This is a genomic window from Rhizobium cauense (genome assembly GCF_019511525.1).
In the GTDB taxonomy this organism is placed as follows: Bacteria; Pseudomonadota; Alphaproteobacteria; order Rhizobiales; family Rhizobiaceae; genus Rhizobium; species Rhizobium cauense.
This window is the reverse complement of sequence record NZ_JAEUAT010000002.1, coordinates 520,588-543,148: the sequence shown is the minus strand read 5'-3', so window position 1 is coordinate 543,148 and position 22,561 is coordinate 520,588. Positions and strand designations below refer to the sequence as shown.

Below are 22,561 nucleotides of genomic sequence, written 5' to 3'. Positions count from 1 at the left end.
GGCCGGTTTATAGTCTTGTCCGCGCTAGAAAGACCGCGATACAAGAAGCCGACGAAGCGGAACAGGACACTCCATGAAGATCGCGACCTGGAACATAAACGGCGTCAAGGCGCGCATCGACAACCTGACACAGTGGTTGAAAGACTCCAATCCCGATATCGTCTGCCTGCAGGAGATCAAGACGATCGACGAGGGATTTCCGAGGCTCGAAATCGAAGCCATGGGCTATCACGTAGAGACACATGGCCAGAAAGGCTTCAATGGGGTCGCGATCCTCTCCAAGACCAAGCCCGATGAAGTAAGTCGCGGACTGCCGGGCGATCCGCTCGACGAGCAGGCCCGCTTTCTGGAAGCCGTCTTTTCGCTGCCGGGCAATCGGGTGGCGCGTGTATGCTGCCTTTACCTGCCGAACGGCAATCCTGTTGAAACGGAGAAATACACCTACAAGCTCGCCTGGATGGAGCGCTTACGCGCGTTCGCGGCCGAGCGCCTGGCCTACGAGGAAATCCTGATCCTGGCCGGTGACTACAACGTCATCCCAGAGCCGCACGATTGCTTCGATCCGAAAGTTTGGGAGAACGATGCGCTGTTCCTGCCGCAGACACGCCAGTCTTTCCGTCGACTTGAAGCGCTTGGATTGACCGATGCCGTTCGCGCGACAACGGATGCCACGCAGCTTTACTCGTTCTGGGATTATCAGGCGGGCGCATGGCAGAAGAACAACGGCATCCGCATCGACCACCTCCTGCTTTCGCCGGAAGCTGCCGACCGCATGACGTCATCGGCAATCGAGAAACATGTTCGTGCCTGGGAGAAGCCGTCGGACCACGTGCCCGTCGTGGCCTACTTCGATTTTGCGGCCTGACTCTAGTCGGTGCCGCTAGCAGCGATCTTGTGAGAAAGCGCGACAGCCGAGCGGCGGTCACTTTCCGTTGCGACCGAGAAAGCCTGTTCCTGCAGCGACTCCATCCAGCTGCAGTCCTTCGGCTTGCAGCGGTCGAGCGCAGCGGTCATCAGGGCGAGCCCGTTGGCAGCCTGCCCTTCCTGAAACAGGATGTTGCCGAAGACAGCCATGGCACCGGGATGGCCGCTCTTGCGGGCCTGATTGAGCCACTTCTTCGCCTGCTGTGTGCTGGTGCCGCCGCCCTGGCCAGCCAGCATCATCTGCGCCAGCTGGAACTGCGCCTCAGGCACGCCAAATGTCGAAGCAACCTGGAAGTAGAGCTGACGCGCCTGGCTGAGATCGGTCTTAATAGGGCTGCCGGGAATTCCGTGCTTGTAATAGTTGGCAAGCGAGAGCAACGCGTTGACGAAGAAGCCAGTATCCTCGGAGCCGGGTTCGACCCCCTGCTGTGCGATCTCGCTGTAAATCTTGAATGCCTCGAAGTCATCCTGCGCGACGCCGTCGCCGTCTGCATACATGTTCGCCAGCGCCCAGCGGGAACCAGTATGCCCCTTCTCGGCTGCATACTTATAAGCTTCGACCGCTTCTTCCTTCTGACCATTCTTGTAGGCCTTGAAGCCGAACTTGAAGAGATCGAAGGGGCCGGACTCCTTCGAAACGCCCGACTTGATGTCAAATGCGCCCGCCGGCGAAGCAACCGCCGCCGAACAGGCTATGCAAAGCCCCGCAAGCATCAATCTGAAAGGTCTGAACTCGGACGTCAGCATTTCACTCGGTTTCTTTCGCTTCCACCCGCATGGCCTTTGGCCCCACAGATGCATTCCTCCCGGCGAGCGATCCCGCGGTGAGCTCTGAGGCCCCTTTGCCCGCGTCGCATCCAGCCTTCAGTTCTCCTTCGAGAACGTCAATTCCAAGCGCATCGATCTTTTCCGCCCGCTGCCCGGCGCGGTTCATTCGCGATGCCATTTTCCTCGCTCCCACGGCCAGGCGATGCGCCTTTTGGCCGTCAAAGAAAAGGTAATCACCAATTGTGACCAAACCTGTGTCGATGTTACCGGAAGCCGATTCCGATGACGCCGGCCGATCTGAAAACGAGGGGAAAGAGAAATAGGGAAGCGCAACGTCAGAGCGAACTTCTGCGGCGGAATCGCCTTGCGGGAAAAGGAAAACGGCGAAAGCGGCGGCATCTCTGCCGTACCCTTCATCGATCCTGACTGCACCCGCCACAAACTCGCTCATCGTACTCTTTTACGCACACCCTACGCCTGTCATTCCCTCGCCCGCATATAGCGCTGCGCCTAGTTTGTGGCGGGAAATGGACAATTTCATCGTGAGATCATCTTACTCAAATGCTGGTAAAAAACTGTTGCTGAATCGTCACAAAATGAGACGCCAAAACGGCATGCTTAACGAGCCGTACATAAAGAAAAGCCCGGCAATTTTGCCGGGCTGATCTGAGGCTCATCTTTGAAACTTAGAATTTCACCTTGATGCTGGTCGAGACGGCGGCCACGAGATCGTTGCCGAAGTCGTAGGAGACGTCATTGCCGTAGGTGACGCCATCTTGAACCAGGACACCTGAGGAGCCGCTCGTCAGGACACCAAGGGCGCCGGCAAGACGCCATTCGATGTTCTGCGTCGGGTTGTAGGCAGCACCAACACCAACGGTCCAGCTGTCTGTCTGCGCACCGTAGCCATGGCTCGTGCCGCGATCCCAAGTGAGACTGACAGCACCGGTCCACTGTTCGTTGAACTTGTGACCAATGCCGCCCGTAATAGTCCAGCCATCCTGATACAGCAGGTCAAGCGACGTGAGCTTTGCGCGGCTGGAGGGCGTGCAAGCAATCAGCCCCTTCGTGGACGTCGGGCACAGTGGGATGGATTGTAGGACACTCCAATTTGTCCACTTCACGGATCCGAAGGCTAACCAATCGGGCGCAATACCGCTCTGAAGCTTCAACTCGAGGGAGTCGGGCGCCTCAGCGGAACCGTACACATCTGTCTTTCGACCGAGGAAAAGATTGGTCGGATCGACGGACCGCGGCACTTGCGTAAGGTCGACCACTCCCTGGAGATCGTCGTACTTTACCCTACTGTTGTATACGAGGCTTGCCCGCATAGCATACTCGGGTATTTCGTATGCAACGCCCGTTCTCCATCCATATCCGTCGTCATCCAAGTCGAGGCGACCAACGCCGCTAAAGAGCGTTGAAGCGGGAAACGGAATGGGAGCAATCAGCTTCTCCTGGAAGCCGTCAATACGCTGATAGAAGCCGCCGCCAATGAGGCGTAGCTGTCCCGGACCGACGTCAAACTTGTAGGAACAGGTCGCAGCGTAGTTCTCGCTGTTGACCTTCGTCTCTACGTTGTTGTTGGCACCCGCCCAGTTTACGCCAGGATTGGTGTGAGCACCGAACGGCTCGGAATAATCGAACAGGCAGTCGACGCCTTCGTATCCTGCCTTGAATCCGACGTACGGCACTGCATAATTCTCAGTGTCGTCCGCCGTATGGGATCTACCGTTCAGATCTCCGCGCTGGTTGGGATTGTCCTGCACATTCTTCAGTTCACGCTGCGGCATGACGTAGATCACGGCCGACTGTGCCGAAAACCGCGACTGGTCGAAGAGCAGATCGATATTATAACCACCGCGCTCCAGACCGCCCGCGAAGGACGGCTGCGCCAGGCTTGAAAATAGGGCAAGCGACAGAACGCCGGCCGATGTCATACGAGATGCCAATGTGTCTCCCCCACTCAGGCAATTGCGATGGCGGGACTGTGCAGGCGATGCCGACAAATGGCAACTTTGTGACCGGCCGTGATTGGAAACTGAGCTAACGTATGTTTTACGTAAATAATTGACGGGCACGTCAATATCTTGGCAAATTAGAACAAAATTCCACAGATAGCAAACCTAACCAACCAATTCAGGTCGGTCATTCCACGAGCCTCCCCTCCTGTAACACGGAAACAACACTCATATTTTTCGCCGTCAGGCGCCAGAAAACGTGTGAAATCAACGTGCGACGTCGGGAATATCGGGGAAAATCGATCCCACCTCCGCAGAGGCAGGTCCGTTCGCAACAAAAAGCGCCCGATTCGGGATCGGGCGCCTTGGAATTTATTACTACTTTTCGTTGATTTTACGCCGCTTCAGATACACGCGACAGTGCGATCCGCAAGCTAGCAATCTGTCCCTGCAGCTCCTCAAGACGATCCCGCTCGGCGGCAACAACGTCCGGGTTCGCATTGGCAACGAACTTCTCATTGGAGAGCTTGCCGTTGATGCGGGCGACCTCACCATCAGCCTTGGCTATAGCCTTCTCCAGACGCGCCTTTTCCGCAGCGAGATCGATGAGCGTGCCGAGCGGCAGGCAGGCTGTTGCTTCGGCGACCACGATCTGCGCGGCACCCTTCGGCGCTTCGCCGGCAAGCGAAATACCCTCGACGCGGGCAAGGCGCTTGATCGCTGCGTCGTGCCGGATCAGACGCTCGCGCGTCAGGCTGTTCGCACCGACGACGACCAGCGGAGCAATCGCGGACGGCGGCACGTTCATTTCGGCACGTACCGAGCGGATCCCGGAAACGAGGTCGATCAGCCAGTTGATCTCATCGGCGGCAGCATCATCGGCATAGGATGGTGCCGGCCACTCGGCATGGCAAACCAGCGTATCGCGCTCGATACCTTCGCCCGCTGTATGCGCCCAGAGTTCTTCCGTCATGAACGGCATAAAGGGGTGCAGGAGCTTGTAGATCTCCTCGAGGATGTAGGCCGCGCAGGCCTGCGCTTCCTTCTTGGCTCCCTCGTCCGCCCCACTGAAGACAGGCTTCAGCAGTTCGAGATACCAATCGCAGACCTGGTTCCAGACGAAGCGATAGAGTGCGCCCGCCGCGTCGTTGAAGCGGTAGGATTCCAAGGCTTCCGTTACGTCACGTTCCGTACGGGCAAGTTCCGTAAGAATCCAGCGATTGATCGTCAATTCAGCGGCTTCAGGCACGAAATGCGGATCGCTCTTGGCACCGTTCATTTCTGCAAAGCGCGTGGCATTCCAGAGCTTGGTACCGAAGTTGCGGTAACCGGCGATACGGGCCGGATCAAGCTTCACGTCGCGGCCCTGTGCTGCCATGATCGCCAGCGTGAACCGCAGCGCGTCGGCACCGTACTCATCGATCAGCTCCAGCGGATCGATGACATTGCCCTTAGACTTCGACATCTTCTGGCCGTTCTTGTCGCGAACCAGCGCATGAACGTAGACGGTGTGGAACGGCTCGACCGGAACGCCGTCATCATCCTTCATGAAGTGGAGGCCCATCATCATCATACGGGCGACCCAGAAAAAGATGATGTCGAAGCCCGTGACCAGAACGTTGGTCGGATAGTAGCGCTCAAGTTCCGGAGTCTTGTCAGGCCAGCCAAGTGTCGAGAACGGCCAAAGCGCGGAAGAGAACCAGGTGTCGAGTACGTCTTCGTCGCGGGTCAGGATTTCTCCCGGTTTGAAATTCTCCAGCAGATCCTCGACGTAGGCCTTCATCGGACCTTCGTGCGACAGGTAGTGCTGAATTGCGGCTTGCAGGGCTTCCTCTTCGGTCTTTTCGACGAAGACCTGGCCATCCGGGCCGTACCAGGCTGGAATCTGATGGCCCCACCAGAGCTGGCGCGACACGCACCAGGGTTGGATGTTTTCCATCCATTCGTAATAGGTCTTGTCCCAGCTACGCGGGACGAGCTGAGTGCGGCCCTCGCGAACGGAAGCGATTGCCGGTTCCGCAAGCGTCTTGGCATCGACGTACCATTGCTCGGTCAGGCGAGGCTCGATCGGCACGCCGCCACGGTCGCCATGCGGGACTGTGTGCTTGTGGGGCTCGACCTTGTCGAGCAAGCCGCCTTCTTCGAAGATGCGAACAATGATCTTGCGCGCCTCGAAGCGGTCCTTGCCTTCAAGTTCGTCCCAAGCGCCGTGCAGTGCCGCGGCATCGGGAATGCCTTCAAGGAAATCCTCGTTGTCCTTGATCGTGATTCTGGCATCGGCCGTCAACACGTTGACGATACGAAGGCCAGCGCGCTTACCGACATCGAAGTCGTTGAAATCGTGTGCCGGCGTCATCTTGACCGCACCGGTGCCTGCCGTCGGATCCGGATACTCGTCGGCGACGATCGGAATGCGGCGACCGACGATCGGCAGGATGACATTCTTGCCAACCAGTGACTTGTAGCGGTCATCCTTCGGGTTAACGGCCACGCCGGTATCGCCGAGCATCGTTTCCGGGCGGGTTGTCGCAACAACAATATAGTCGCGCGTTTCCCATTCCGTCGGCTTGCCCTCGTCGTCGAAGGCAACAGGATGCTGGTACGTGACCCCAGGCTCCAGCGGATAGCGGAAATACCAGAGGTTTCCGTTGACCTCGTGCTGCTCCACCTCGATGTCTGAAATCGCCGTTAGAAGCTTCGGATCCCAGTTGACCAGACGCTTGTCGCGATAGATCAGGCCTTCCTTGTAAAGAGTTACAAAGACTTCAAGAACGGCAGCCGAGAGACCTTCGTCCATCGTGAAGCGCTCGCGCGACCAGTCGCAGGATGCGCCGAGGCGCTTCAGCTGGTTGAAGATCAGGCCGCCTGATTCCGCCTTCCATTCCCAGACCTTCTCGATGAAGGCCTCGCGTCCCATGTCGCGGCGGCCAGGCAACTGCTTTTCCATCAGCTTGCGCTCGACAACCATCTGGGTGGCGATACCGGCGTGGTCCATGCCCGGCTGCCAGAGCACGTCCTTGCCGCGCATGCGCTCGAAGCGGACCATGATGTCCTGCAGCGTGTTGTTCAGTGCATGGCCCATGTGCAGCGAGCCGGTCACATTCGGCGGCGGGATCACGATGGTAAAGGTCTCTGCGCCCGGCTTGGCATTGGCGCCCGCGCGGAAGGCGTCTGCCTCATCCCATTTTGCAGCGATTTTCGGTTCAACGGCAGCGGAATCGTAGGTCTTGTCGAGCATTTGGGGACCAAAATCTGGAGGTTCTTAGATGCGGGTTGTAAATAGGATGGCTACGGGCAAGTCAATAAAAAAGCCGCCCCGGAGACCGGAGCGGCTTTTTGAGAAAAGGCGTTTCCGATCAGCGGCGCGGGCCGCGCGCCACGCGTTCGATCTCTTCGCGCACGAGACGTTCGACGAGGGTTGGCAGGTTGTCGTCCAGCCATTCGCGCAGCATCGGACGCAGCATGTCTTCGGCGATCTCGTCGAGAGAGCGACGCTCGGCGCCATCGATGGCAGCAGCAAGTTCCTCGAAAGAACGAGCAATCTGAAGCCCCGCGTCGGGAGACAGCAACGATGGAGGAGCAGCATCTTCGATACGGCTCGGCAGCGAGACCTCAGCAGCAGGCTCCGCAAAGAATGGAGTGGGCGCCTCTGCCTGGACGGTCACCGACTGCAGCTCCGCAAGACCTGCCTCAGGCATCTCGAATGGTACTTCCACGGGAGGGCGTACTGCGACAACCTTCGGCGCGGGGCTAGAAATCGGAGCGGTGGCGGCTTCAACAAACTGTTTCTCGATCGCGACGAGAGGAGGCGTCTCCGCGAGTTGCGGTGCATCCGCCCTGATTTCCGGAGCTCTCGCTTCCGGCTGCCGGAAGGTCGGCGGTGCTTCGCGCGACAACTGGGCAGCGTTGCGCTCGGATGCCGCGCGAACACGCGCAGCAACGTCGGCGAGCGACATGGCCCGCGGCTGCGCCTCGGGCACAGGGGCCGACCCTGCAGAGTTGGCCGCAACAAAACGGGGGTCGGGCTGGCCAGCGGGCTCGGGGAACTCCACTCCGGCGTAAGCTTCATCGACCGTCAGATGAATGCCCGAATTGCCTTCATCCTCGTCTGCGCCATAAACCGCCGGCAACGACGCTGAAAGCGCCCTTCCCGCACCGGGGTCATTGCTCTCGATGATCTGGCGGATGGACGCCAGGATCTCTTCCATGGACGGTTCACGCGCTACGCTTGGCTGAGCCATATCTATCCCCGTTATTCCGAAAAACGACCGGATTGCGTGGAGTGGGCATCCGAATCACCCATACCTTAGGATAGCCCAAGATCGAAAAAAATCATCGCGAATCAAATGAATGTGGCCATGCACAGCTTTCTGCCGCCCTTGCGGACGTGACAATTCCTTGGCCAAGAAATGAAAGCGGGCGCCGATGGCGCCCGCTGAAAAATCTTACGATACGCCAGGGATCAGAAGACGAATTCGCGTGCCTTGGTGAACCCCGGAAGTGGCTTGACGGAGGCGTTGAAGTAAACGTTTTCCGAAACCGTGCCACGCTCGTTCACGAAGACCTTCGCGCGCGCCGAACCACCGTAGCCCTGAACGGTAACAAGACGGCCACCGTCACGCAGCTGCGACAGCAGGGAGGAAGGAACCTCCTCGACCGAGCCATTTACAAAAATGAGATCATAGGGAGCGCCGGACGCATTCCCTGCACTGAGCGGCCCTGTGACGACCGTTACGTTTGCGTAGTCAGCAAGGTTGGTCTTGGCTTCCGCCGCGAGCGTCTCGTCCTCTTCTACCGCAACCACCGTGCCGGCGAGGTGCGAAAAAAGAGCCGATACGTAGCCACTACCAGCGCCAATCTCGAGTACAACGTCATCCTTTGTGACGCCCGCAAGCTGGAGCAACTTTGCAAGCGGCGACGGCTGCATCAGGTAGCGAGCCGGCTTGCCGGCAGCTGCAGGACAGATTTCGACGTCACGATCGATATATGCGAGCGCCCTGGCCTTTTCAGGAACAAACGCCTCGCGCGGGACCGTAATAAAGGCCGTCAACACGGAATGCGAGGTGACGTCCGTCGTCCGGAGCTGGTTGTCGACCATATTTGCGCGTGCTGATTCAAAATTCATCATGTCCTCTCGCCCGGTGAAAGCGGCTTTGTCTGCACGTCTCTTAATCTCAGCACTCTGGCCTTTCAAGGCTTCGCGGATGCCTGCGGCAAGAATTCAGCGCGCGAACCTCTCCTGAGAGCTCTTCCTTCATGGAACAAACGATCGACCTGTGATATTATTGCAACCGGAGGAATAGAGGAGGAGCAGGTCGTGCCTGACATCATCGCATATCTCACTTTGTTCGATTTCTTCATCATTGCAACGCTGCTTGGCATTTTCTGCTGCGGCCTGTTTGACGGCGAAACGAGGTAACGTCACTCTTTCAGGCCATTGTCAGTTTTTCGCTCGATACTGAGGTTCCCTTGGAATCGACGGAGAGGACATGGCGGTCAAACCACTCATGCTCGGCAGCTTTTTCATCTGTGCGCTGCTGGCGATCATACTCGTTATCCCCTTTGTGAGGGTCGGCGCTCCCAGTGTCGCGACAGTCGGCGTATCACCGATGCCGTCATTGCAGCGGATCAATTGAACGCAGGCATGAGCGTATGTCGTAGCAAGCTGCGCCGAAGCGGCCCCTACTGCAGCTCAGTCTCCTCTTCAATGTCAACGAGAATGCCACGGCGCAACGCATGTTCCTGGGCTTCCTTCAGGGCATCCTCGATCAGGATTACAAGCATTTCGGCGTGAAGTTCACTCTCCGCCATTTCTCGCGCCACACTTAGGGCAAAGATCAGTTGCGGCATTTTGGTCGCCGGCATCGCAGGAGCTCCTCAGAACTGAAACGAAGCCTAGCTGTCCGCCGAAACCTCAGCAATTGCCTATTTGGTTATTGAAGGTGTGCAACTGATCTAGCGCCTTGCGGATTTTCACTATGACGATGGAGAAAACGCGGCCTTAGCTACCTGAAGTATGGCGCGGCAGCTTCCCATCCACGCGCATCAAACACGCCCGCTAGCAAATCAATAGCTTATCGACTGGGAGTAAATTGGAGGCCTCGCCCGGAATTGAACCGGGGTACAAGGATTTGCAGTCCTCTGCGTCACCACTCCGCCACGAGGCCTCACGACGCTTCATGACCGAAGCGTTGGCGGGCATTTAGAATGAATAGAAATCGAGTGCAAGAGGGTTGTCGAAAAACCGGAGGAATTCGGATCGCCGTTCCACCGGTTTCTCTCGTTTCATCCTAGTACGGCGAGTTGCACTGGCGTCTCGGGCCGTAATTGGGCTGATAGGTGTTGTCATAGGCCCGATACGACCGGTAACGGCTGTAGCACCAATCGACATGCGTGTCGCCAACGGGCCTGGCCTGGGGCTGCGAGGCAATAAGCCCACCGATGATCGCACCAGCAGCAAGGCCCCCAAGCAGCGCGCCGGCATCATTGTCATTTCGACGATAATAGCCGTCGCGATAATAGCGATCTCCGCGATAGCGATCCCTGTAGTAGCTATGGCGGTTGCCGCCACAACGATAGACGTTGCACCGATTGTAGCTGCGGCTGTTTCTCACACCGGAGTCTCCAAACCCGCCACGGCTCTGAACCGAGTGCTGATCGCCGGAATTCTCGGCAAACGACGGACCGACTCCACCGAGGCTCGTCGCGATTGCCAATACCAACACCGCAAGTCTTCTCATTCCCTTACCTTTCAATTCCTGCATCTCTCGCGTCACAAGCGCTTGCTGCATTAACGTGTGGAGCAGGCGCCAAGTTCCCTGCGGCCTTTGCAATGCCTAGCCGAAAAGAATCCCGGCCTGTGCAATTGTGACACTTTTATTGCAAGTCCCGCTAATTTATGACGGGCTCCTAAAAATTCTTACAGGATGGATGGAATGCTCAGCTGGTTTCGTAAACTTCTGCCGCGGGAAGATAGGTTCTTCGACCTTTTTGCGCAGCATTCCCGAACGATCGTGGGCGCAGCGGAGTCGCTGAACGAGTTGCTGGCGGGCCACGATACCGAACGCCATTGTGATCGGATCGTCGCACTGGAAAACGACGCCGACAACATCACGCGCGAAGTGCTGCTCGCGGTTCGCCGCAGCTTCATCACGCCCTTCGACCGCGTTGATATCAAGGATCTTATCCAGTCAATGGATGACGCGATCGATATGATGCACAAGACAGTCAAGACGATCCGGCTGTTTGAGCAGACGCAATTCGATCCTCGCATGCAGGAAATGGGTATGGCAATCGTACAGGCTGCCCATCTCATCGCTGAAGCCATTCCGCTCCTGGACCGGATCAACGCCAACGCCCCGCGCCTGATGGCGATTGCCGAGGAGGTGACCCGCGTCGAAGGACGTTCCGACGACCTGCACGATCAGGGCCTGAAGGAGCTTTTCCTGCGTCATGGCGCCTCGAATGCAATGGCTTACATCATCGGCAGTGAAATCTATGGCGAGCTCGAGAAGGTCGTCGATCGTTTCGAGGACGTTGCCAACGAAATCAGCGGCATCGTGATTGAGAACGTCTGATGGACGCCACCCTCGCCTTTCCGTTGCTGATCGCCCTGATCGCCATTGCGCTGTTCTTCGATTTTTTGAACGGGCTTCACGATGCTGCGAATTCGATTGCAACGATCGTTTCGACGCGTGTGCTCAGGCCGCAATATGCAGTGGCCTGGGCGGCGTTCTTCAATTTCATCGCGTTCCTGTTTTTTGGTCTGCACGTGGCCGAAACCCTGGGAACGGGAATCATCGACCCCAACATCGTCTCGCCGCTGGTTATCTTCGCGGCGCTGATGGGAGCGATCATCTGGAACATCGTCACCTGGATCTTCGGCATCCCTTCCAGCTCCTCCCACGCGCTGGTGGGCGGTCTGGTCGGTGCGGGTCTCGCGAAGGTCGGCTTCAGTTCGATCGTCTGGGGAGGATTGCTGAAAACAGCAGGCGCGATCGTCATGTCGCCGTTGATCGGTTTCATGCTCGCGCTCTTCCTGGTGCTCGTCGTTTCCTGGATCTTCGTCCGGCAAACGCCGTTCGCCGTCGACCGGACATTTCGCGTCATGCAATTCGCTTCCGCGTCGCTCTATTCGCTCGGCCACGGCGGCAATGACGCGCAGAAGACGATGGGGATCATCGCCGTGCTTCTCTACTCGCAGGGTTATCTCGGTGGGAGTTTCCACGTACCGTTCTGGGTCGTTCTTTCCTGTCAGACGGCGATGGCGCTCGGAACACTCTTCGGCGGCTGGCGAATCGTCCACACGATGGGATCGAAGATCACGCGCCTCAATCCGATGCAGGGGTTCTGTGCTGAAACTGGCGGGGCGCTGACGCTCTTCGCAGCAACTTGGCTTGGTATCCCAGTCTCCACGACGCACACGATCACCGGCGCGATCATCGGTGTTGGTGCGGCACGCCGTGTTTCGGCCGTGCGCTGGGGCCTGGCAGGCAACATCGTCGTTGCCTGGGTCATCACCCTGCCGTCCGCTGCACTGATCTCAGCGCTCTTCTATTGGGCTGCAGGCCTATTCAGCTGATAATGTTCCAACTGGTTCAGGGGGCGGGTTTCCGCCTCTTGCTCCACCAGACGGAGAATCGCCGTCGCATCCTACGGATGGGATGCAGGTCGTGCGAAAGGACGATGAACCCCAGCGGTATCATCCAGAAGCCGAGAACCGGCAGAAACCCGAGAATCCCGCCGAAGATCAGGACAACCCCGATTGTCAGCCGGGCAAACCGTGACTGGGGGAGCGGGATGCTTACGGAGCCTAGGACAAGACGACCGGTCGTGTGGTCGATTCCAAATCGCTTGGCCTGCGGTTTTCCAGTGGTATCATGTGCTTCAGTCATCCACAGGAGATGGGGTTATACAATCCGAATACAAGCAGATGTCATTTTTTTGAAAAAACCGCTTGGCAAATCGGACAAGCATTTGTATTAGGCCACTCACACCGCGGCGAGCGGTGATCCCTGGTAGCTCAGCGGTAGAGCATTCGACTGTTAATCGACAGGTCGCCGGTTCGAATCCGGCCCGGGGAGCCAGATTCAGAAGGGCTGCGTCACAAGCGCAGCCCTTCGTTTTTCCAGCGTTAGCAAACACTTAGCACCACCCCATAAAGTCGCCCGAAGAGCAGCGATCAGGCGCCTCTTGCCGTTTTGGCTACATTTTGGGATACATTGCGGACTACATCGGGACCAAAGCGCCGAAGGAAGCCCGCCCCTCATGGCCAATGACGATATCTCGCGATACGTGGTCAAACATCCGACCAGCGGCATCTACCGGTACTACAGGCGCGTTCCGGTCGAGGTCGCGCCACACGATGGCCGGGTCCACGTCAAGCAATCCCTGAAGACGAAGAATCACAAGGAAGCGCTCAGTCGCGCAGAGAACGTTCACCAGGCGCTTGAGACGCTGTGGAAGGCTCTTCTGCATGGCGAGGGCAAGGAATCGTCTGTGGCGCGCTACGAGGCCGCGCTGAGGGCAGCACAGTCGCTAGGCTTCACCTACAAGCCGGCGGCCGACGTTGGAGAAGCTGACCTCGCCGAATTCGAGCGCCGCATCGCCGTGGCGGAAGATGCGTTCGGCCAGTCCGAGACGATTGTTGACGCGGTCATGGGGACAGCCGACGAGCCGGCCCCTACACTGAACGACGTCTGGAAGCTCTACGAAGAGCATAATGAGGCGGGGATGACTGGCATGTCTCCCGACCAGTTGCGCAAGCATAAGAACTCACGCCTGCGAGCCATCGACTACGCCAAGAGCCAACTCGGCGATGATATGGAACTCGGCCGGATCGTTCGGGCCGACATTCTGCGCTATCGCAGCTGGTGGACGCAAAAGGTGAAAACCGAGAACCTAAAGGCCTATACGGCGAATCGCAGCTTCAGCGACATGCTTGGCATGCTGACCGTGATCGATGAGGCCCTCCACACGAACTACAAGGAAGTCTGGACGAAGAGCCGGATCAAGGAAACCAACGCCAACAAGCTCGACAAACGCCGCCCGTTCTCGGTGGACTGGATACAGAGCAAGATCCTCGCCCCCGACGCGCTGCAGACCATGAACCTCGACGCGCGGTGCATCGTCTACATCATGATCGAAACCGGAATGCGACTCGGCGAGGTTTGCAACCTCCGCCCTCAGGATATCGTCCTCAATGACGAGGTTCCGCACCTGGAAGTCGCGGAGCGCACCGATCGGCGCCAGAAGACGGAATACTCAATCCGCCGTATTCCGCTCGTTGGTGTCGCCCTATGGGCAGCGAAGCAGTATCCGGAGGGCTTCTCGCGCTACCAGGACAAGGCTGACGTAGCATCTGCCCTGATCAACAAGATGATGAAGAAGGAGGAGCTGCGCCCTACCCGGCTCCACACGCTCTACTCCTTCCGCCACACGTTTCAGGATCGCATCGAGAACGCCGGTGTTTCCGATCGCATGCAAGCCGATTTGATGGGGCATGAGTTTGGCCGGCCGGTCTACGGCGATGGCTCAGAGTTGAAGCGACGCCAGGCGCTGCTGGAATCGATCAAGTTTAAGTGGGTGGGGCAATGATTTGGACGGCACTTAACAAGCTTGCGATTCTGAAATCGCACCGCAGAAGGCGCAGGCTTGAGCGCTGGCAAAGTCATGGGCGCAGAAGACAAGACCGATTCTCGTCGAGCATTGAAAAGTATGCTCTCATCGTTTCGACGTTGGTGGCATTGGTTTCCGCTGCAATTGCAGGCGTCGCCGCATATGCGACCTACCGACAAACAATATATGCAGAAGCTTCGCTAAGAGCAGAGCCTCGCAACCGCGCCTTCGAAGAGTTGGTCAAGTCCCTCGACGGCTACTGCAAACAGATGAGCACCAACTCCTTCCTCTCATTATTGCCCCCCGGCGAAGGAAAGAAATACAAACTTACTCGTATCACCTTTTTCCTAGACGATAACGACAACCCGGACGATGAAGGACTTCCAGCGGCGCGTCGGCAAGATGTGCAGCAGGACTTACTTACGAAGATCTCCGCATTCAATCTCTGGCTTTCAGACTACGAGCTTGAGACATTCAACAATCTGGAATTGGAACGCGTACTTCTTTCAACGATAAGCGGATCGTTAGAGGAAATTGGTGGCCCTTCCCGCAAGCTTGCCGCCATCGCGGACGCAACATGCCAAATAAAGGCGGTTTCGTTGGTGAAATGGAACCGCAACCCAGCGGCGTACGAGGTTCCCGAGCGCATCTCGGTGGACGATTTCGATTACGAGGAAACTAATCCGGTGACCCTCATTAAAAGCATTTCCAGGCTTTTGAAGAAATCAAGCCACTCCGTGCCGGGTGATCGTCCTTAAAAATACTGTGTCTCTTTATCTACGACCGCAAGCACGGAATAGGCCGCGTCCCACGTCCCGAACGGCGTTGCCTCCGAAGAACCCAGCAAAACCGGGGTAAGCGCATCGAGTTTGTTCGCGCCTGTTCCGCCTCTGTCCGGCGAAGCGGTCCGCAAACGGTCCGGCATCACCGATGAAAAGGACCCGACAAAGTCGAGAACCATCGTAACGCACAGTTAGCCTCTAGGGCCGAAATCAGGTCACGCGGAAGCCAATCTTCCAACCACCATCAAATAACGTGGCGAGTGCGACTAAAGATCAGCGATCTCATAAGTCATCCTACCAGTCGCTGGCTTTAGTTGTCGTAGCTTGCACGACGGGTATCGCTCGGCAACAAGCTGCTTCACTTCCTCGCGAAAATCCTCCGTCGTCCTTGAGCCGAATATGACAGCCTCCAGATCATCCACACTGAACTCAACAAACTCTCTTTCCTCGTCTGGCTTCCATCCGCAACCAGCGACAATCCTCCATTCGCGCTCGTAAGCCCAGTCTGCAGTCTTGGTGTAGACAACCTGGGAAGAGACGTCTGTATCGGCGAAGCCTCGGCGCCCTGACAACCAATCAATGAAGCCTTGATCATCGAACAATACTGGCTCGTGTTCCACGTAGTTAACCGGCCGCGCCGTCAGAAATATGCTATCGTCGGAGCGAGGTGAGAACTGCAGCGCTACGCCTTGGATGTTTTCGGCGTAGTTTCCCCACAATGGGGCAACCGTAGGAGAACTGGAGAGGCAGAGTACTTTGAATTTTGCCGCCTCGGCCGCCAGCGCATCTGAGAGCTGCTGCAGCATTTTGTTCCGATTAGCGACCAGATCTTTCACCGCCGGGCGAAGCGCTTCTTTGAATTCGCCGGGCTCAGGCTTCCATTGAAGCTGCCGCATGATGAGCAGGAGAGCGCCGAGCCGGTTACCCGGCAAAAACGACGTAGAGCCGTACGCTCCATCATACATCTGTTCCAATGCTCGCTCTATTACGATTTCCTCGTTTATATTTAAGGCGAGCGCAATTCGAAGATCGAAGCCGTCATTGAACAGTCCAGGTCGAGAAAACTGCAGTGTCCCGCTCGCCAGCGTAGCGCGAGCCGCAGCTTGGGAACAATACTTGTAAAGGCTCTGGGGAAGTTCCGGATGCGGTTCAAAGCTCATGAAGGGTCACCACTCAAATAAGGTGATCTCCTTATACATTGGCGACCTATAGGAGAAATAGTCCTCTGGTGTTTGCTTAAACTCATCTTGAGAAGCCGAGCATGAGGCGGTAGCAGTGTAAGTGGAACGTAGGCGAGTTACTGGAGGAAAAAGTGAAGGCCGAGCTACTCACTGCAGCCTTGCTGTGTCTTTCGACCGGCTTGGCCGGCGCCGATGAACTTGTTGACCTTGGAAACGACTTTACCATGTGTCTCAGGTTAGAGGCTTTAGACTATGGCCTTAAGAGCTGTTTGCCGCCATCTGAACTGATCCCGGCTGTTTACCACTCCTGCAAAAACTACCAGGATAAGGTTCAAGAGTACGTGGCGAAGGAACGCTCGGCTGCGGTTGTCCAGACAACCATGGACCAGGTAAGAGGGGCGCTCCTGCCAGAGCTCACTGGCATCATCGTTGACGCACACATCAAACGTGGATGCCCGTAGGCCCCGTCCCGAACGGAAATATAGAAATGTTACCCAGAGCCGGGCCAAGGAAATTGAACCAAAACAATATAGTTAGCGGCTAACTGGACACTCAATGTTGCTACGCAATCATTATGCTTTTCCGGAAAGTGTCCAGCCAATTTGACCCGCCGTGAGGATGATTTTGGCAGCCTAAGCAGATCGCCAGTTGATATGGATTTGCAAACGAGGTGTACTGCATCGGGCTGGAGGCAAAATGACTACAAAGAAAATCTTACTGCGCTCGATCGCTGTCGTCTTTTTTGCCCTCGCGGCTATTCAATGGTTTTCCTACAACACACTGCCGATCAACGATCAGTCGATCATAAAATCGACAGCGGGATGGCTATGGACGATAGTTATTGCCGCCCCCGGATTTTTGCTCTGGGGTTTTGCGCGAGGGGAAGGGTGAAAGTTGAGATACGCCTTGGTAAATGGGGAACGCCAAGAAGCGACACAATCTAAGCTTCGAGGAAGCTGTCCGAGCTGCGAGCAAGAAGTCGTGGCCAAGTGCGGCCCGCTCAAAATATGGCATTGGGCGCATAAGGGAAAGCGCAATTGTGATCCCTGGTGGGAACCGGAAACGCCGTGGCACAGAGCGTGGAAGGACCATTTCCCTGCCGAATGGCGTGAGGCCATTCAATGGAGCACGTCCGGCGAAAAGCATATAGCCGATGTCCGAAATGCCGCAGGACTCGTCATCGAGTTCCAGCGGTCTGCAATCTCACCACTGGAACGAATGGCGAGGGAAGCGTTCTACGAACACCTGATTTGGGTAGTCGACGGAACTCGGTTGAAAAATGACATCCCAAGATTCGAGCGAGGCGCCAAGGATCTGCGAGGTGCTATTCGATCGGGGTACTTTATGACACGCTTGCCGGAGGAATGCTTCCCCCAGACGTGGATTGCATGTTCAAAACCGGTATTCTTTGACTTCGGAGGGCATGACGGCGATCACGACAGACGATCCCCGATGGCGTCGGGAGGGAACCTCTGGTGCCTCTTGCCGGGTCGCGTGGATGGTAATGCTGTGATTGCGAGGATGTCAAAAACTCAGTTTCTCGAAGGCGCGCACCAATTTGCGCAAGCTTTCCCCAATCATTCAATCCTTGAAGAGATCGCGGCGGACATCACCGCGCGGCGCGAAGCGGAGCGTCAGGCGCAGATAGAATACGCGCGGCGGGTACGTTTTTTCAATGCGACTCGCCGGCGACCACGGTTCTAGTCCCCCGTCTCGAACGGCAGCGTCTCATTTCGTTGGCGTGGCGCTGGTGAAGGGGATTGAACTTTCACCGTGCTAATTGTTTTACTTGGGTAATTTTTGTCCCAAAACTACCGCTGGGGCTCAACGAGCGGAACGAGTTTTCCAACCCGGAAGATCACTTGGTGACAGCCGACATGAAGTGGCGACCGAAATCAGTGAGCCGGAACTCCTCTAAGACCCGCGTTCCCTTTTGTGTTCCATCAAGGTTCTTAGTAGGCTCCTCGTGCACCTTAAAGGCCGCAGCGATCCCCATCGAATACAAGTGCTGAAAATAGAGGTCGAAGTTGTCTGGATAGTGCAACTGCTCGAGGTTCAGTTCATCAAGTTCGATCTTGACGTTTTTCCAGGCAGGAGGCGGCGGAGTGTTTAAATCCATACTCGTTCGGCGCTTGGCCGGTGCTCCAGACTTTTCAAAGCTAGATATTTCGAGAAGTAGGACGGCCTCGTCACGGCTAAGTTGCCTGATAATCTGGGGGTAAGACGGGTGTGCGAGGTGGATGTACTGGCTATCCATGCCCTTGGATAAAAGCTGGGAGAACATCTCATCGAGTGGCGTGCCAGCCTCTTCATACTTCAGACCTTCAAAAACAGGCCCCGCGATTTGAGGCGGAGGGGACACCCGGCGATCTTCAGGAACACGGCGTATCGTGCGGTCGAGAAAATCACGAAAGCGATCCTGAAGTGCGGCCGTGACCTGGATGGGAGCCAGCGCCAAGCGTGCGGTTTTCGCGAGATCTTCTAGTAAGCCCCCGGCCTGCCTAAGTGAAGGAGCAACGCCGTCTGCATAGGCCTCCTTTGAAATTTCCTTAGCCACCTCCGTGGCCACAGTTAGAGCAACATCCGTCCCGTCGGCCACCGCAAACCTCCTACTCGAACTCTCCGGCTATATCATCTCCCCGAGAGGTTGGGAATGGCGCCAGATGGGGCTTCTTGAACCCCCGTCCCGAACGGCGATTGCTACCGCAAAACACTGAAAAACCGGAGAAGGCGCATTCTGTCTGTTCGCGTTCGTTCCGCTTCCGCCTTACGAAACGGTTCCGCAATCGGTCCGGACAGATTAGTACCCACGTCGATCGACCGATCAGTAATTCAAGTGAAGTCACGTCTATTTATGCTAGCAAAACGTAGCGACACAACACTATCGTTCGTTGCTCGCGATTCGAGTGACAATTCAAACGGGAAGAACGATTGATGCCTGACACCAGCCTTACCTTTGCCGAACGCCTTATACTCTCCAACCAGTTCCGGATTTTGGGACTATTGAACCCCAGTGACATTGAGCACTACCGGCAGGCCGGCGAGATCGTCGAGAGTGGTTATGAGTTTCTCTACTCGGAAATCAGCCCTGCCATGAACTTGGAGCCGATCAGCTCAGAATTTGGACAGGAAGTATACGATATTCTTGATCTCTTTCGCGCGATTGAGGGGTCGGCAATGGATCTAAATAAAACGACCTCTGACCTGCATGCTAAGTTTGAGGGCTTCGACGGCAATAACGACGACGACCATTTCGGCTTTGCAAAGTTCGTCCGCCGTGACCTTGGACGTTGGTCGGAGCTTGAAAAGTACCCGCACAACTCACACAGCTCGGCCTCTCTCCCTCGCTACAGGAAGATGCTTCAACGTTGGCAGAGCATCGGCAAGCCTTTCAAGATGACGGAAGACCAAATCGCCTCTCTCGTTGCATGATCAATAGCGAGGGGCACTCGCGAGAGTGCCTCCAGCTAAGAATAGGAGGCAACCCTTGGCGCGCATTCGTTCAAAGCCGTCCAGAAAGCCTGCAACTGCGCATACTGGATTGATTAATGACCCTCTATCTATGTGGGAAAAACTCGTCTGGGACGTGGAGGTCTTCAGAGACATCCAAGTAAGCTACCCTGAGGAGCGCCAGCCGCTCGCCTACGCGGCCATCAACGTGTGCATCGCGGCCTGGAGTTTAGCGCAATGGGTTTTTACCGCGGCGAAGAGGGCCTCGAGGGAACAAGGAGTTGCCTTTTCAGACGGTCTGTTTTGGGCGGACGTACATCGAATCGTCCCTGAACAAGCAAAGTGCGAGGCGATCGCCGACACAGCCAAGCATTCGAAGCATGAGGACAAAGATTGGCCAGGGGGCGAGGTACGGATCGACTGGATCGATGGCGATGAGGATGAACCACCAGGCTGGCATTTCCGCCACGTCCACGACGACGGGCGCGAAGGCGTATTGGCATTGAGCACTTTTCAATCTCTTTGCAATAACTGGTGGCGCTTCCTGGTGGAGCATGGCTATGCTGTCGGTAACTACCACACGCCGCGCTGGCTCAATAACAAACTAGCGAGAATGTTTGGGGACCGTCCGCCATACGTCGGCAAGTCAGAGGGATAAGATATGAACCGGCTATCGACAAGCTTAGTTCGCGGTCCCGATGGAAGAATGGCCATCAAGATCGACGCTTATCCGAACGCGTCGAAAATAGCCGAGGTTTCCGGTCAGCGTGCCAGACGGCTGTCGTCTCTTCGCCTTCACCATGCAGTCTTGGAGGAGTGTGAACGGGCCATGCAAGAATGGCTAGCCATACCGGAGACGAACGCATCTGCTCGCTCCTTATTAGTGGCTGGCGTTGCCACCAAATACTTTTCTTGCTTTGGACGGAATTCGGCCAGCGGCCCTTTGAATGCTGCAAAAATTTTTGGCTCCGACTCAAATGCAATGGAATGTTTTGATTTCTGGAAAGCGGTTAGAGATAACCATATTGCCCACGACGTCAGTACCCTGTCTCAGCCTCAAAGCCTCGTCGCAATCGGGCCGAACGGCGAGTTCGTAGACGTTGTCTCCCTTACCATTCGCGCAAACATCGCTTCCGACTCGGAAACCAACAACGTTTTGTACCAGTTGATCTGGCGCACAATGAAGTGGGTCGAGACAGCCATCGAAAAGGCAGTTGAAGGCCTCCGGGAGGAAGTCGCCGCGATGACTGACGAGCAAAGACTAGCCTTGAAGGAGGCTCGCTACACCGCACCCAGTGGTCCGCACTCCCATAGATAATGGCACCACATGCCGGAGTACTGCATGTGAGCAAAAACAAAACCTTGCAGAATTGTGAGGCAGAACGGCCGCCTACAGGATCGTTATGCTTTGATTCTAAAATGTCTCACGGTTCGTCTGGGATTTGGTAGACCGCAGCGTTGTCTTGCACCTCGCGCAATCCTTTGTACGAGGCGTGCCGTAGCTTTCCGTCATGCGTCCAGGCGCGATACTCTATCTCTGCGATCAGCGTCGGCTGCACCCAAACGAGGTTCTTGCGCCGGCCTTCGTATTTGACCGGGGGTGTCTTTCGCTTGATCCGGTCGAGCGTCTTCCGAAGATACTCAGCGCTTCGTTCGTTGAAACCGGTCCCGACCGAGCCGACATACACCCAGTCACTTCCCTTCCGCGCTGCCAGGAGCAAGCTGCCGATCCCCGACCGAGCCACCATGGAATGCTCATACCCAACAACAATGAAGCTGTCGGACTGGATGCACTTGACCTTCACCCACTCGCCAAACCGGCCAGAGCGGTAAGGCGCATCCTTGAACTTGGCAATGATGCCCTCAAGGCCATGCTCGCAGGCAGCGGTGAAAATTTCACGACCATCCCCGTCGATTGCCTCAGACAGGCGAATGGCGCCTTGCTCATTTTTCAAAAGGGACTGGAGGAAGTAGCGCCTCGCCATCAGATCGAGACTGCGAATGTCATGGCCGTCGAAATAAAGAAGGTCGAACGCATACATCATGGCTTCGCCCGCAGGCAGCTTTCCGCCCCTACCGCCAAGCGAGTTCTGCAGTCTGCCGAAATCCGACCGGCCTTCCTCGTCGAGCACGACTGCTTCGCCGTCCAGAATGGCAGAGCCCACGCCTAGGCGGCTGGCAGCGTCCTCGATCCCGGGGAAGCGATGGGTCCAGTCATGACCACCGCGAGTGAGGATGCGGACGTGGCCGTTGTTCAGGTGAATGGCTATCCGGTACCCGTCCCATTTCACCTCGTAGATCCAATCCGGCCCGATCGGCGGCCGAGGCTTGAGAAGTGCCAGGCACGGTTCGATGCGCGCCGGCATAGGGTCAAAGGGAAGGTTGGGCTGAGACGGATCACGCGGCTTTCGAGCTTTGCTGCGAAGCGGCTTCTCGTCTGCTAGAAGAGGCTTGGAACGCGGAGACTTTGCCATCACATGATTACATCAGGCAAAGCTTAAAAAGACAATTAACTAAAATGACGAAGACTGAGTATCAGCCGAAGTACAAATGGCGGGAAACGTGGCCTGGCGAAACCGGTCTCGATGGAAACCCATTACAGGACTTTCAGGGATGGGATGGCGAAACCCCGGTTGGCCGGATACGGATGGAAGAGTCAGGGCCGAAGCGCGGCTCGTGGCAATGGAGCGGCCACGGTCCGAGGGTGAGGCAACGACTGGTGCCTCACCAAGGCTTCGAGTTGACAGCCCGCGAAGCATCGAAAAAGGCGGAAGACTACTACGACCGCCTATTGGCTCACGAGACCTCCATCAAAGCGCGTGGGTAAAAAGTGCCTATCGACTCTCGATTTAAAATCATGCATCCCTTCCCCATCAAG

The 22,561-nt window shown here is 56.6% G+C and carries 25 protein-coding genes and 2 tRNA genes; 14 read left to right on the top strand and 13 right to left on the bottom strand.

All coding sequences use genetic code 11. The annotated features are described in order from the left end of the window. The first annotated feature begins 73 nt into the window (after positions 1-73). Positions 74-865, top strand: coding sequence for an exodeoxyribonuclease III (gene xth, locus JNB88_RS05970; protein ID WP_037127534.1), 792 nt, complete (start codon positions 74-76; stop codon positions 863-865). 2 nt (positions 866-867) lie between these two features. Here the strand turns inward: xth and exoR are convergent, their stop codons facing one another. The 6 genes from exoR to JNB88_RS05940 form a co-directional block, all read right to left on the bottom strand. After that, positions 868-1,671, bottom strand: coding sequence for an exopolysaccharide production regulator ExoR (gene exoR, locus JNB88_RS05965; RefSeq protein ID WP_220354648.1), 804 nt, complete (start codon positions 1,669-1,671; stop codon positions 868-870). Between the two features lies 1 nt (position 1,672). Then, positions 1,673-2,143, bottom strand: a complete 471-nt coding sequence (locus JNB88_RS05960) for a hypothetical protein (RefSeq protein ID WP_220354647.1) — start codon at positions 2,141-2,143, stop codon at positions 1,673-1,675. Between the two features lie 235 nt (positions 2,144-2,378). Then, positions 2,379-3,644, bottom strand: coding sequence for an OmpP1/FadL family transporter (locus JNB88_RS05955; RefSeq protein ID WP_220354646.1), 1,266 nt, complete (start codon positions 3,642-3,644; stop codon positions 2,379-2,381). A 403-nt stretch (positions 3,645-4,047) separates the two neighbouring features. After that, a complete protein-coding gene (locus JNB88_RS05950) occupies positions 4,048-6,891 on the bottom strand; it encodes a valine--tRNA ligase (RefSeq protein ID WP_220354645.1) in 2,844 nt (947 codons plus the stop codon). A 118-nt stretch (positions 6,892-7,009) separates the two neighbouring features. Then, positions 7,010-7,894: a DUF2497 domain-containing protein gene (locus JNB88_RS05945; RefSeq protein WP_220354644.1), complete on the bottom strand. Its 885-nt coding sequence runs from the start codon at positions 7,892-7,894 to the stop codon at positions 7,010-7,012. A 221-nt stretch (positions 7,895-8,115) separates the two neighbouring features. Further along, positions 8,116-8,781 (bottom strand): protein-L-isoaspartate O-methyltransferase family protein, encoded by a 666-nt coding sequence (locus JNB88_RS05940; RefSeq protein WP_220354643.1) that lies wholly within the window; start codon positions 8,779-8,781, stop codon positions 8,116-8,118. Between the two features lie 361 nt (positions 8,782-9,142). Here JNB88_RS05940 and JNB88_RS05935 point away from each other — a divergent pair, with 361 nt between their 5' ends. Continuing rightward, entirely contained in the window at positions 9,143-9,289 is a 147-nt protein-coding gene (locus JNB88_RS05935; protein WP_220354642.1) for a hypothetical protein, read from the top strand. Between the two features lie 46 nt (positions 9,290-9,335). Here the strand turns inward: JNB88_RS05935 and JNB88_RS05930 are convergent, their stop codons facing one another. The 3 genes from JNB88_RS05930 to JNB88_RS05920 all read right to left on the bottom strand — a co-directional run bounded on the left by JNB88_RS05930 (position 9,336) and on the right by JNB88_RS05920 (position 10,393). Further along, positions 9,336-9,518, bottom strand: a complete 183-nt coding sequence (locus tag JNB88_RS05930) for a hypothetical protein (RefSeq protein ID WP_220354641.1) — start codon at positions 9,516-9,518, stop codon at positions 9,336-9,338. Positions 9,519-9,746: 228 nt separating this feature from the next. Continuing rightward, positions 9,747-9,820, bottom strand: a tRNA-Cys gene (locus JNB88_RS05925). A 123-nt stretch (positions 9,821-9,943) separates the two neighbouring features. Then, positions 9,944-10,393 (bottom strand): BA14K family protein, encoded by a 450-nt coding sequence (locus JNB88_RS05920; protein ID WP_220354640.1) that lies wholly within the window; start codon positions 10,391-10,393, stop codon positions 9,944-9,946. A 195-nt stretch (positions 10,394-10,588) separates the two neighbouring features. On the opposite strand from JNB88_RS05920, the gene JNB88_RS05915 reads away from it, so the two are divergent. Together JNB88_RS05915 and JNB88_RS05910 are read left to right on the top strand one after the other, a co-directional pair. After that, a complete protein-coding gene (locus tag JNB88_RS05915) occupies positions 10,589-11,230 on the top strand; it encodes a DUF47 family protein (protein WP_037127521.1) in 642 nt (213 codons plus the stop codon). Then, positions 11,230-12,234 carry an inorganic phosphate transporter gene (locus JNB88_RS05910; RefSeq protein WP_037127515.1) on the top strand — a complete coding sequence of 335 codons (1,005 nt, stop codon included), beginning with the start codon at positions 11,230-11,232 and terminating at the stop codon, positions 12,232-12,234. The genes JNB88_RS05915 and JNB88_RS05910 overlap by 1 nt, the downstream gene beginning before the upstream one ends. A 16-nt stretch (positions 12,235-12,250) precedes the next feature. Here the strand turns inward: JNB88_RS05910 and JNB88_RS33430 are convergent, their stop codons facing one another. Beyond that, positions 12,251-12,547: a hypothetical protein gene (locus tag JNB88_RS33430; RefSeq protein ID WP_223217082.1), complete on the bottom strand. Its 297-nt coding sequence runs from the start codon at positions 12,545-12,547 to the stop codon at positions 12,251-12,253. Between the two features lie 117 nt (positions 12,548-12,664). Here JNB88_RS33430 and JNB88_RS05905 point away from each other — a divergent pair. The 3 genes from JNB88_RS05905 to JNB88_RS05895 all read left to right on the top strand — a co-directional run bounded on the left by JNB88_RS05905 (position 12,665) and on the right by JNB88_RS05895 (position 15,028). Further along, a tRNA-Asn gene (locus tag JNB88_RS05905) sits at positions 12,665-12,739 on the top strand. A gap of 181 nt (positions 12,740-12,920) precedes the next feature. Beyond that, positions 12,921-14,249, top strand: coding sequence for a site-specific integrase (locus JNB88_RS05900; protein ID WP_220354639.1), 1,329 nt, complete (start codon positions 12,921-12,923; stop codon positions 14,247-14,249). Continuing rightward, positions 14,246-15,028 carry a hypothetical protein gene (locus JNB88_RS05895; protein WP_220354638.1) on the top strand — a complete coding sequence of 261 codons (783 nt, stop codon included), beginning with the start codon at positions 14,246-14,248 and terminating at the stop codon, positions 15,026-15,028. Before JNB88_RS05900 ends, JNB88_RS05895 begins: the two co-directional genes overlap by 4 nt. Positions 15,029-15,318: 290 nt before the next feature. On the opposite strand, the gene JNB88_RS05890 is transcribed toward JNB88_RS05895, so the two are convergent. Continuing rightward, positions 15,319-16,212: a DUF2971 domain-containing protein gene (locus JNB88_RS05890; RefSeq protein WP_220354637.1), complete on the bottom strand. Its 894-nt coding sequence runs from the start codon at positions 16,210-16,212 to the stop codon at positions 15,319-15,321. A gap of 152 nt (positions 16,213-16,364) precedes the next feature. Between JNB88_RS05890 and JNB88_RS05885 the strand changes: the two genes are divergently transcribed. The 3 genes from JNB88_RS05885 (at position 16,365) to JNB88_RS05875 (ending at position 17,937) form a co-directional block, all read left to right on the top strand. Continuing rightward, positions 16,365-16,694 (top strand): hypothetical protein, encoded by a 330-nt coding sequence (locus JNB88_RS05885; protein WP_220354636.1) that lies wholly within the window; start codon positions 16,365-16,367, stop codon positions 16,692-16,694. 235 nt (positions 16,695-16,929) lie between these two features. Then, the gene (locus tag JNB88_RS05880) at positions 16,930-17,124 is read left to right on the top strand and encodes a hypothetical protein (protein WP_220354635.1); all 195 of its coding nucleotides are present in this window, start codon (positions 16,930-16,932) and stop codon (positions 17,122-17,124) included. Positions 17,125-17,127: 3 nt separating this feature from the next. Next, entirely contained in the window at positions 17,128-17,937 is an 810-nt protein-coding gene (locus tag JNB88_RS05875) for a competence protein CoiA (RefSeq protein WP_220354634.1), read from the top strand. A 154-nt stretch (positions 17,938-18,091) separates the two neighbouring features. Here the strand turns inward: JNB88_RS05875 and JNB88_RS05870 are convergent, their stop codons facing one another. Then, complete coding sequence (locus JNB88_RS05870; protein WP_220354633.1) at positions 18,092-18,832, bottom strand: DUF4393 domain-containing protein; 741 nt, start codon at positions 18,830-18,832, stop codon at positions 18,092-18,094. A gap of 335 nt (positions 18,833-19,167) precedes the next feature. Here JNB88_RS05870 and JNB88_RS05865 point away from each other — a divergent pair, with 335 nt between their 5' ends. The 3 genes from JNB88_RS05865 to JNB88_RS05855 are packed head-to-tail and all read left to right on the top strand — an operon-like array spanning position 19,168 to position 21,001. Then, on the top strand, positions 19,168-19,665 hold the full coding sequence (locus JNB88_RS05865; RefSeq protein ID WP_220354632.1) for a YfbU family protein: 498 nt from the start codon (positions 19,168-19,170) through the stop codon (positions 19,663-19,665). A gap of 55 nt (positions 19,666-19,720) precedes the next feature. Further along, complete coding sequence (locus JNB88_RS05860; RefSeq protein WP_220354631.1) at positions 19,721-20,341, top strand: hypothetical protein; 621 nt, start codon at positions 19,721-19,723, stop codon at positions 20,339-20,341. A 48-nt stretch (positions 20,342-20,389) separates the two neighbouring features. After that, a complete protein-coding gene (locus JNB88_RS05855) occupies positions 20,390-21,001 on the top strand; it encodes a hypothetical protein (RefSeq protein WP_220354630.1) in 612 nt (203 codons plus the stop codon). A gap of 106 nt (positions 21,002-21,107) precedes the next feature. On the opposite strand, the gene ligD is transcribed toward JNB88_RS05855, so the two are convergent. Next, the gene (ligD, locus tag JNB88_RS05850) at positions 21,108-22,157 is read right to left on the bottom strand and encodes a non-homologous end-joining DNA ligase (RefSeq protein ID WP_220354629.1); all 1,050 of its coding nucleotides are present in this window, start codon (positions 22,155-22,157) and stop codon (positions 21,108-21,110) included. Positions 22,158-22,201: 44 nt separating this feature from the next. On the opposite strand from ligD, the gene JNB88_RS05845 reads away from it, so the two are divergent. Beyond that, complete coding sequence (locus JNB88_RS05845) at positions 22,202-22,510, top strand: hypothetical protein (protein WP_220354628.1); 309 nt, start codon at positions 22,202-22,204, stop codon at positions 22,508-22,510. Positions 22,511-22,561 lie beyond the last annotated feature (51 nt).

Excerpts from the sequence above, each read along its gene's own strand:
- xth (WP_037127534.1), top strand. The coding sequence starts at position 74 with ATGAAGATCGCGACCTGGAACATAAACGGCGTCAAGGCGCGCATCGAC.
- exoR (WP_220354648.1), bottom strand. The coding sequence starts at position 1,671 with ATGCTGACGTCCGAGTTCAGACCTTTCAGATTGATGCTTGCGGGGCTT.
- JNB88_RS05960 (WP_220354647.1), bottom strand. The coding sequence starts at position 2,143 with ATGAGCGAGTTTGTGGCGGGTGCAGTCAGGATCGATGAAGGGTACGGC.
- JNB88_RS05950 (WP_220354645.1), bottom strand. The coding sequence starts at position 6,891 with ATGCTCGACAAGACCTACGATTCCGCTGCCGTTGAACCGAAAATCGCT.
- JNB88_RS05945 (WP_220354644.1), bottom strand. The coding sequence starts at position 7,894 with ATGGCTCAGCCAAGCGTAGCGCGTGAACCGTCCATGGAAGAGATCCTG.
- JNB88_RS05940 (WP_220354643.1), bottom strand. The coding sequence starts at position 8,781 with ATGATGAATTTTGAATCAGCACGCGCAAATATGGTCGACAACCAGCTC.
- JNB88_RS05935 (WP_220354642.1), top strand. The coding sequence starts at position 9,143 with ATGGCGGTCAAACCACTCATGCTCGGCAGCTTTTTCATCTGTGCGCTG.
- JNB88_RS05930 (WP_220354641.1), bottom strand. The coding sequence starts at position 9,518 with ATGCCGGCGACCAAAATGCCGCAACTGATCTTTGCCCTAAGTGTGGCG.
- JNB88_RS05920 (WP_220354640.1), bottom strand. The coding sequence starts at position 10,393 with ATGAGAAGACTTGCGGTGTTGGTATTGGCAATCGCGACGAGCCTCGGT.
- JNB88_RS05915 (WP_037127521.1), top strand. The coding sequence starts at position 10,589 with ATGCTCAGCTGGTTTCGTAAACTTCTGCCGCGGGAAGATAGGTTCTTC.
- JNB88_RS05910 (WP_037127515.1), top strand. The coding sequence starts at position 11,230 with ATGGACGCCACCCTCGCCTTTCCGTTGCTGATCGCCCTGATCGCCATT.
- JNB88_RS33430 (WP_223217082.1), bottom strand. The coding sequence starts at position 12,547 with ATGACTGAAGCACATGATACCACTGGAAAACCGCAGGCCAAGCGATTT.
- JNB88_RS05900 (WP_220354639.1), top strand. The coding sequence starts at position 12,921 with ATGGCCAATGACGATATCTCGCGATACGTGGTCAAACATCCGACCAGC.
- JNB88_RS05895 (WP_220354638.1), top strand. The coding sequence starts at position 14,246 with ATGATTTGGACGGCACTTAACAAGCTTGCGATTCTGAAATCGCACCGC.
- JNB88_RS05890 (WP_220354637.1), bottom strand. The coding sequence starts at position 16,212 with ATGAGCTTTGAACCGCATCCGGAACTTCCCCAGAGCCTTTACAAGTAT.
- JNB88_RS05880 (WP_220354635.1), top strand. The coding sequence starts at position 16,930 with ATGACTACAAAGAAAATCTTACTGCGCTCGATCGCTGTCGTCTTTTTT.
- JNB88_RS05865 (WP_220354632.1), top strand. The coding sequence starts at position 19,168 with ATGCCTGACACCAGCCTTACCTTTGCCGAACGCCTTATACTCTCCAAC.
- JNB88_RS05855 (WP_220354630.1), top strand. The coding sequence starts at position 20,390 with ATGGCCATCAAGATCGACGCTTATCCGAACGCGTCGAAAATAGCCGAG.
- ligD (WP_220354629.1), bottom strand. The coding sequence starts at position 22,157 with ATGGCAAAGTCTCCGCGTTCCAAGCCTCTTCTAGCAGACGAGAAGCCG.
- JNB88_RS05845 (WP_220354628.1), top strand. The coding sequence starts at position 22,202 with ATGACGAAGACTGAGTATCAGCCGAAGTACAAATGGCGGGAAACGTGG.